Source organism: Streptomyces sp. NPDC057654, from assembly GCF_042800135.1.
GTDB lineage: Bacteria > Actinomycetota > Actinomycetes > Streptomycetales > Streptomycetaceae > Streptomyces.
Genome location: NZ_JBHVHQ010000364.1, coordinates 1 through 8,020 on the forward strand (window position 1 = coordinate 1; position 8,020 = coordinate 8,020).

The window sequence follows — 8,020 nt, forward strand, 5'->3', positions numbered from 1 at the left end:
CGTCGAGAGGTGCCCCGGCTGGGGCGCGGGGAACTGCGCGAGCGGCCACCGGCGGCCCGCAGCCGAAGGACTTGGCGGGGGGCGCAGGCGGGGACGTCTAGTTCCCGCTAGTTCCCGCGGGGAATCTTTTTGCCGTAGTCGACCATTTGGTCCTTGGCCGGGGCGGACAGGGCGAAGTCCTTGTCCCAGTCGGTCAGCTGGACCACCCCCGCCCCGCCGCCCCGCTGCAAGCGCAGCGGATACGGCGTGCCCTTGAGGGAGACGTCCAGCGTGCCGCCGCTGCCGCCGTCGCCGCTGACGCGGATGGTGCGGGTGCCGGCGACGGAGCCGTGGTCGCCGCGGGTGAGCTTGCCGTGCAGGCCCAGGACGCCGTCCAGCAGCACGGCCTTGTCGGTGAAGCCGCTGAGCTCCTTGTACGAGGGGTCGCCGGACGGGACCTTCACATACTTGGCGTCCAGCTTGTCGGCGGCGGAACCGCCGTTCTTCCCGCTCTTGGAGTCCTTCTCGTGCGACCAGAAGGCGGCATCCGCCTTCAAGTACAGGTCCCCGCCGATGCTCAGCAGTTGGAACGTGCTCGCCTCGCTGGCGACCTTGCCCGAGCCGCCGTTCTTCTTGAGCCGCATGTCGAGCTTGTACGTATGGCCCCGGCTGACCAGATTGCCGGTGAGGTGCACCGCGCTCGCGCCCTCCGCCGCCGTGCGCGCCTTGGCCTCGATGGCCGGCGCCGCCAGCTTGCCCACGCCGTTCGTCCCCGCGTCGGGGTCCTCGGCGCACCCCGTGAGCGCCGCCGCCAGGCTCGCGCACATGGCCCCCACGAGAGCCGCGTTCCGGGTTCGCACGTCTGCTCTTGCCTCCTGATGCCGATGCAGTACGGAGCGTACCCGTGCCGTCCATGGGCAGTCGTCAGGAACCGTACGGCCGCCGTCCCCACGGCGGTGCGCACCGGGTCACGCTAGCCTGAAACTGACATTGAGCCAGATATACCCGCAGAGAAGGAGGAACACGACATGGCGTCTGGCGCCCCCAGGGTGTTCATCTCGCACCTCTCGGGAGTCGCCGTCTTCGATCCCAACGGCGACCAGGTGGGACGGGTCCGCGATCTCGTCGTGATCCTGCGCGTCGGCGGCCGGCCGCCGCGCGTGCTGGGGCTCGTGGTCGAGGTGGTCAGCAGGCGCCGGATCTTCCTTCCGATGAGCCGGGTGACGGGCGTCGAGTCCGGGCAGGTCATCACCACCGGCGTGGTCAATATGCGGCGCTTCGAACAGCGTGCCTCCGAGACCCTCGTCCTGGGTGAGCTGCTCGACCGGCGGGTGCGGCTGGTGGAGAGCGGCGAGGAGGTGACCGTCCTGGACGTGGCCATGGCCCAGCTGCCGGCCCGCCGCGACTGGGAGATCGACAAGGTCTTCGTGCGCAAGGGCAAGGGCGGCGCGCTGCGCCGCAGGGCGGAGGCGCTGACCGTCGAATGGTCGGCCGTCACCGGTTTCTCCCTGGAGGAGCACGGGCAGGGCGCGGAGAACCTGCTCGCCGCCTTCGAGCAGCTGCGCCCGGCCGACCTCGCGAACGCCCTGCACCACCTCTCCGCCAAGCGGCGCTCGGAGGTGGCCGCCGCGCTGGACGACGACCGGCTCGCGGACGTGCTGGAGGAGCTGCCCGAGGACGACCAGGTGGAGATCCTCGGCAAGCTCAAGGAGGAGCGCGCGGCCGACGTGCTGGAGGCCATGGACCCCGACGACGCCGCCGACCTCCTCTCCGAGCTGCCGGAGGAGGAGAAGGAGCGGCTGCTGACGCTGATGCAGCCGGGCGACGCCGCGGACGTACGGCGGCTGCTGGCGTACGAGGAGCGGACCGCGGGCGGCCTGATGACCACCGAGCCGATCGTGCTCCAGCCCGACGCCACCGTCGCCGACGCCCTGGCCCGGGTGCGCAACCCCGATCTGTCGCCCGCGCTCGCCGCCCAGGTGTACGTCTGCCGGCCGCCCGACGAGACGCCGACCGGCAAGTACCTGGGCACCCTGCACTTCCAGCGGCTGCTGCGCGATCCGCCGTTCACGCTCGTCAGCTCGATCGTGGACAGCGATCTGCTGCCGCTGCCGCCGGACACCCCGCTGACCGCCGTCACCAGCTATCTGGCGACGTACAACATGGTCTCCGCCCCTGTCGTCGACGAGAGCGGCTCGCTGCTGGGCGCGGTGACCGTCGACGACGTCCTGGACCATCTGCTGCCCGACGACTGGCGGGAGCGGGACCTGCACGGCCCGCCGGGCGCGGAGTTCGAGCCGGAGGGGGCCGACGGTGAGCGGTAGCCGTCTCGATCAGCCCAGGGACCGTCGGCGGAGCCTGCTGCCTGCGTACGACCCGGAGGCGTTCGGCCGGTTCTCGGAGAAGATCGCGCGCTTCCTCGGCACCGGCCGCTTCATCGTCTGGATGACGGTCGTCATCATCCTGTGGGTGGTGTGGAACACCTCGGCCCCTGTTCACCTGCGGTTCGACCGCTATCCGTTCATCTTCCTGACGCTGATGCTGTCGCTTCAGGCGTCGTACGCGGCCCCGCTGATCCTGCTGGCGCAGAACCGGCAGGACGACCGGGACCGGGTCAATCTGGAGCAGGACCGCAAACAGAACGAGCGCTCCATCGCGGACACGGAGTATCTGACGCGCGAGGTGGCCGCGCTGCGGATGGGGCTCGGGGAGGTCGCGACGCGTGACTGGATGCGCTCCGAACTCCAGGATCTGCTCAAGGAGATCGAGGAGCGCAGGCTGCGGGAGCCGGACCCGGAGCGCTGACCGCCGGGGCTGACGCGGAGGCCGCCCCTCGGTCGCCGCGGGGCCCCTTTGTGACCCCGCCCACCGCCGCCCGCCTGCGCTCCACCGCACGCCCGTACCGCCGTACCATCGTCGGTATGGCTACCGACACGCCCCAAGGCTCCGCGCCGAGCGAGGACGCCGTACGCGCCGCGCTCGCGACGGTGAACGACCCCGAGATCCACCGCCCCATCACCGAGCTGGGGATGGTCAAATCGGTGGAGATCGCGGCGGACGGCTCGGTCGCGGTCGCGGTCTATCTGACGGTCTCGGGCTGTCCCATGCGCGAGACGATCACTTCGAACGTGCGGGAGGCCGTCGCCTCCGTCGACGGCGTGCGCGGCGTCACCGTCGAGCTGGACGTCATGAGCGACGAGCAGCGCAAGGAACTGGCGGCCTCGCTGCGCGGCGGCACGGCCGAGCGCGAGGTGCCCTTCGCCCGGCCCGGCTCGCTCACCCGCGTCTACGCGGTGGCCTCCGGCAAGGGCGGCGTCGGCAAGTCCTCGGTGACGGTCAACCTGGCGGCGGCGATGGCGGCCGACGGGCTCAAGGTCGGCGTCGTGGACGCGGACATCTACGGGCACTCGGTGCCGCGCATGCTGGGCGCGGAGGGCCGTCCCACCCAGGTCGAGAACATGATCATGCCGCCGTCGGCGAACGGCGTGAAGGTCATCTCGATCGGCATGTTCACCCCCGGCAACGCGCCCGTGGTGTGGCGCGGGCCGATGCTGCACCGGGCGCTCCAGCAGTTCCTCGCGGACGTCTTCTGGGGCGATCTGGACGTGCTCCTGCTCGATCTGCCGCCGGGCACCGGCGACATCGCGATCTCCGTCGCGCAGCTGGTGCCGAACGCCGAGATCCTGGTCGTGACGACGCCGCAGCAGGCCGCGGCCGAGGTCGCCGAGCGGGCCGGTTCGATCGCCGTACAGACCCATCAGAAGATCGTCGGCGTGGTCGAGAACATGTCCGGGCTGCCCTGCCCGCACTGCGACGAGATGGTGGACGTCTTCGGCACGGGCGGCGGCCAGCGGGTCGCCGAGGGGCTGACGAAGACGACCGGCGCGCAGGTGCCGGTGCTGGGCTCGATCCCGATCGACGTGCGGCTGCGCGAGGGCGGCGACGAGGGCAAGCCGGTGGTGCTGACCGACCCGGGCTCCCCTGCGGGCAGCGCGCTGCGGACGATCGCGGGCAAGCTCGGCGGCCGGCAGCGGGGGCTGTCCGGGATGTCGCTGGGGATCACCCCGCGCAACAAGTTCTGAACGAGCGGCAGCAAGCGGCGTGGTAAGGGGCGGCCTCCATTGGATGCCGCCCCTTACCGCTCGCCTTGGCGCGTACGTCCGTACGCGCCGTGCTCAGCGCTCGTGGCCCTGCGTTCGTGGCTCAGCGCTCGCGGCTCAGCGCCCGTACGACGCGATGTCCTTGATCGCCGAGAAGCCGAGCCCGTACGCGCTCATGCCGCGCCCGTACGCGCCCACGTGGACCCCGTCGCCGGTCGATCCGGCCAGCACCCAGCCGTACTCGGACTCGCGGTAGCGGAAGTCGGTGGGCACGCCGTCCACGGACAGCGACAGCAGCGACCAGTCCGGGCCCTTCAGGTCGTCGGCCAGTTCCCAGGCGATCGCCGTCTGCTGGTCCAGCCAATCCTGGCGCAGCCCGCGCTCCATCTTCGCGGGCCAGGTGCACGCCAGCAGCCCGGAACCGGCGAGCCAGGCCGCCGAGGAGACCGAGGTGGCCTCCAGCACGCCCGTGCCGTCCGCGCTGCGCCGCACCGGGCGGTCCGCGATGGTCACCACGACCGCGAATCTCTGCTGGTCCGGACTCTGGTCCAGGCGCAGCGAGGGCTCCTCGCCGTGGCCGATGGAACCGTGCTCGACCGTGTCGTCCGCTGCGGTGCCGACCTGCATCAGCCAGCGGGGCCCGGTATACGCGTCGTCCAGGCCGTACCAGGGGAACGAGGCCAGCAGATACCCGTCGACGGACCGCCGGGCGCGGGACGCTCCTCGCGGTGCTTCCCGCGCCGCCGGCGCGGCCTCACCGGCGGGCGCCTCGGCCGTACCGGCTCCCTGCGCCTCTACCCGACTCGTCGTCTCCATCTGCGCGGCGCCTCCTCATTACCCCGTTGTCGCGGACGCGCCGCCTCCTCGGACGACGTCGCCCCGGACAAAGGGAGGATAGCCATACTGGCCCGTCCCGTAGGCCATACGGGGGATCAGGTGGCGTCGGGGTCGAAGGGCGGGCGCTCGTCCGGGGCCGGCTTCTCCCGCTTCTTCAGCAGGTCGGGGCCGCCGGAAGGGGCGGCCGGCGCGGAGGGGGCGGCGGGCGGCGGCGCGTCCTCCTCGCGGCCGTGCACGGCGTCCGTGACCTCGGCCATCTCCTTGCGCAGGTCGAAGCCGTTGCGGATCTCCTTGAGGCCCAGCTCGTCCTTGTCCAGGACGTGCTTGCGCACGAACGTCTTCGGGTTGAGGTCCTCGAACTCGAAGTCCTTGAACTCCGGCCCCAGCTCGGAGCGGATGTCTTCCTTCGCGCTGTCCGAGAACTCCCTGATCTTCCGAATGGTCCGCGAGACGTCCTGGATCATCTTCGGCAGTTTGTCCGGGCCGAAAATGAGCACCGCAAGGATGACGAGCGCGACCAGCTCTAGGGGTCCTATGTCGAAGAACACCTTGCAGCTCCTTGATACGTCTGTGGCCGACGGGCCAGGCCGCCTATCACGGTACCTGCCTGCGCATGCCCTTCGGGAGACACCCGGACCAACATCAGGCCAAAGCTCGGGCCCGGCGTGCCGTTCGGACGGCCCGCCGGGGCTCCGGAGTCAGTCGCCACTGGCGGAGCCGAGGGTCAGCCGGGCAGTGCGGGTCTTGCCGTCGTGCTCGACGGTGAGGGTCAGCGTGTCCCCCGGGCGGTGGCTGCGGATCTTGACGATCAGCTCCTGGCCGCTGCGCACCGCCGCCCCGTCCAGCTGCGTGATCACGTCTCCCGGCTTGAGTCCCGCCTTGTCGCCGGGGCCGTCCGGGGTGACGGCGGGGCCCTTGACTCCCTTGGAGTTCACCCGCGCGCCCTCGCCGGAGTAGGCCATGTCGACGGTGACGCCGATCACGGGGTGGGCGGCCCGGCCCGTGTTGATCAGCTCCTCGGCCACGCGGCGGGCCTGGTTGATCGGTATCGCGAAGCCCAGGCCGATGGAACCGCCCTGGCTGCCTTCGAGGCCGCCGGAGCCATTGCTCACGGAGCGGATGGCGCTGTTGATCCCGATGACGCGCGCCTTCCCGTCCACCAGGGGGCCGCCGGAGTTGCCGGGGTTGATCGGGGCGTCGGTCTGGAGGGCGTCGACGTAGCTGGTGTCGCTGCCGTCCTGCTTCTCGCCGCCGGCCGTTATCGGCCGCTCCTTGGCGCTGATGATCCCCGACGTCACCGTGCCCGCCAGCTCGTAGGGCGCGCCGAAGGCGACCACCGGGTCGCCGACCTGTGCCGAGTCGGAGTTGCCCAGGGCCAGGGGCTTGAGGCCGGTGACCCCGGAGACCTTGATGACCGCCAGGTCGTAGCCGCTGTCCCGGCCGACGACGGTCGCCTTCGCCGTCCGGCCGCCGCTGAACGTCACCGATATCTCGCCGTCGTCCCCGGCCGGCTCCACGACGTGGTTGTTGGTGAGGATGTGCCCCCGCTTGTCCAGCACGAAGCCGGTGCCGGTGCCCTGCTCGCTGGCGCCGCGCACATGGATCGTCACGACGCCGGGCAGCACGGCGGAGGCGATGCTCGCGGTCGAGCCGGGGGCGCGGCCGGCCCGCTCGGCCGGCGCCTGCGGCAGGCTCACATCGGTGATGCTGCCGTTCCGCTCCAGATACGCCCCGATGCCGCCGCCGATCCCGCCGGCCACCAGCGCCACCACGACGATCGCGGCCGTCAGCCGGCCCCGCCCCCACGGCTTGCCCTCCGGCCGCTCGGGACGCGGCTCGCCCCAGGGGTCGTACCCCTGCCACTGCGCCGCGGGCGCGGGCGGCGTCCCATACCCCGCGCCACCGCCGTACGGGCCGGGCTGCGGCTGCTGCCCGTACGGGCCCTCCGCGGGAGCCGCCATGCCACCGACGTGGGGAGCGGGCCGCCCGTACGGGCCCGGCTGTTCGTACGAGCCGTCGGCGGTACCCGCAGTCGGCCGCTGCACGGGCGGCGCGGGCGCCCACGGCCCGGGGCCGCCGTACGGGGGCGTCCCGTAGGGATCGGGGTCGTGCAGGGGCTTACCGGGGACGGCCTGCCCCGCGGCCGGGAAGGCCATGGTGGGGCGATCGGCCACGGGCTGCCCGCCCGCAGCGGCGTCGGCTCCCGACGAGTGCGAGGACACGTCCGTATCGGCTGGTCGAGCGGCAGCGGCCTGCCCCGAATCCCCCTCGGGCCGCCGGTCGGAGACTGTGCCCGCGTCGGTCGCCGCATCGGTGGACGGCGCGCCGTCAGGCGCATCGGCGGCGGGCGGCGGCCCGGCCGTGGTGCCCCCGGCCGCCTCCGAGGCGCCCACGGCGCCAACGGCCGGCTGCGGACGGCTCCACCACTTCGGCTTGGGCCCGGGGGCCTTCGCGTCGTCCATGTTCTCCCCACAGTTCACCTGCGACCCGGCGCGGACCGGGCGGTCGGTCGCATGGACCGCCTGTCGCATGGCCCACCTGGAGATTCAACCAGGTCGGCGCGGGTTCGCGCAGGGGGCCGTCAGGGGTGCGGGGTCAGTGCGGAGGCGGCGTTGGCGGTGACCAGCCGGCTGGCGGCGTCGGACGGGGGCGGGGCCGCCGGGGCCTGGATGGGGGCCGGGACGTCGGACGGGCCGGACACCGGCGGCTCGACCTCCGCGGCCGGCCGTACGAGCGGCGACACCGTGCTCCCGGAGCGCGGCTGCGCCGCGAACGGACCCATCGGCGGCTGCGCGTGCGTCGTCGCCGTCGGCAACGACGCCCCGAACCGCTCCCCCGGCGCGCTGAACATGGAGGGCCGGTCCCGCGAGGCGGCCGCGAGCCCGATCTCCCGCCGGGTGCCGTCCGCGTTGAGCGTCCCGAACGACGGCGTCCCCGGCGCGTCCGACCGGGCGCTCGGGGTGTCCATGGCCGCGTCCAGCGGCAGCGCGCCGCCGAGTGCGAACGCGGCGAGCGAGACCGCCCCGGCCGCGGCGAAGGCGAAGCGGCGACCGCGCGGGCCCGGCCGCTCCACCTCGTGGATGCGGAAGCCGCGCTCACGGGGC

The 8,020-nt window shown here is 72.7% G+C and carries 7 protein-coding genes and 1 pseudogene; 3 read left to right on the plus strand and 5 right to left on the minus strand.

Features of this window, described 5'->3' with window-relative positions; all coding sequences use genetic code 11:
* Nucleotides 1-107: 107 nt before the first annotated feature.
* Nucleotides 108-806: a hypothetical protein gene (locus ACFU99_RS24490; protein WP_384395372.1), complete on the minus strand. Its 699-nt coding sequence runs from the start codon at nucleotides 804-806 to the stop codon at nucleotides 108-110.
* A gap of 201 nt (nucleotides 807-1,007) precedes the next feature.
* On the opposite strand from ACFU99_RS24490, the gene ACFU99_RS24495 reads away from it, so the two are divergent.
* The 3 genes from ACFU99_RS24495 (at nucleotide 1,008) to ACFU99_RS24505 (ending at nucleotide 4,061) form a co-directional block, all read left to right on the plus strand.
* A complete protein-coding gene (locus ACFU99_RS24495) occupies nucleotides 1,008-2,303 on the plus strand; it encodes a magnesium transporter MgtE N-terminal domain-containing protein (protein ID WP_384395373.1) in 1,296 nt (431 codons plus the stop codon).
* Complete coding sequence (locus ACFU99_RS24500) at nucleotides 2,293-2,784, plus strand: DUF1003 domain-containing protein (protein ID WP_384395375.1); 492 nt, start codon at nucleotides 2,293-2,295, stop codon at nucleotides 2,782-2,784. The genes ACFU99_RS24495 and ACFU99_RS24500 overlap by 11 nt, the downstream gene beginning before the upstream one ends.
* Before the next feature lie 116 nt (nucleotides 2,785-2,900).
* Nucleotides 2,901-4,061 (plus strand): Mrp/NBP35 family ATP-binding protein, encoded by a 1,161-nt coding sequence (locus tag ACFU99_RS24505; protein ID WP_384395376.1) that lies wholly within the window; start codon nucleotides 2,901-2,903, stop codon nucleotides 4,059-4,061.
* A 135-nt stretch (nucleotides 4,062-4,196) separates the two neighbouring features.
* Here ACFU99_RS24505 and ACFU99_RS24510 read toward each other — a convergent pair whose 3' ends face one another.
* From ACFU99_RS24510 to ACFU99_RS24525, 4 genes and pseudogenes are all read right to left on the minus strand, one after another.
* Nucleotides 4,197-4,895, minus strand: a complete 699-nt coding sequence (locus ACFU99_RS24510; RefSeq protein WP_384395378.1) for a hypothetical protein — start codon at nucleotides 4,893-4,895, stop codon at nucleotides 4,197-4,199.
* 116 nt (nucleotides 4,896-5,011) lie between these two features.
* Nucleotides 5,012-5,464 carry a sec-independent translocase gene (locus ACFU99_RS24515; RefSeq protein ID WP_384395381.1) on the minus strand — a complete coding sequence of 151 codons (453 nt, stop codon included), beginning with the start codon at nucleotides 5,462-5,464 and terminating at the stop codon, nucleotides 5,012-5,014.
* A 150-nt stretch (nucleotides 5,465-5,614) separates the two neighbouring features.
* A complete protein-coding gene (locus tag ACFU99_RS24520) occupies nucleotides 5,615-7,378 on the minus strand; it encodes a trypsin-like peptidase domain-containing protein (protein WP_384395382.1) in 1,764 nt (587 codons plus the stop codon).
* A 119-nt stretch (nucleotides 7,379-7,497) separates the two neighbouring features.
* Nucleotides 7,498-8,020, minus strand: a pseudogene (locus tag ACFU99_RS24525) (hypothetical protein); the annotation flags it as partial.

Bases quoted from the DNA above. Each gene is read 5' to 3' on its own strand.
- ACFU99_RS24490 (WP_384395372.1), bottom strand. From the start codon at position 806: ATGTGCGCGAGCCTGGCGGCGGCGCTCACGGGGTGCGCCGAGGACCCC.
- ACFU99_RS24495 (WP_384395373.1), top strand. From the start codon at position 1,008: ATGGCGTCTGGCGCCCCCAGGGTGTTCATCTCGCACCTCTCGGGAGTC.
- ACFU99_RS24505 (WP_384395376.1), top strand. From the start codon at position 2,901: ATGGCTACCGACACGCCCCAAGGCTCCGCGCCGAGCGAGGACGCCGTA.
- ACFU99_RS24510 (WP_384395378.1), bottom strand. From the start codon at position 4,895: ATGGAGACGACGAGTCGGGTAGAGGCGCAGGGAGCCGGTACGGCCGAG.
- ACFU99_RS24520 (WP_384395382.1), bottom strand. From the start codon at position 7,378: ATGGACGACGCGAAGGCCCCCGGGCCCAAGCCGAAGTGGTGGAGCCGT.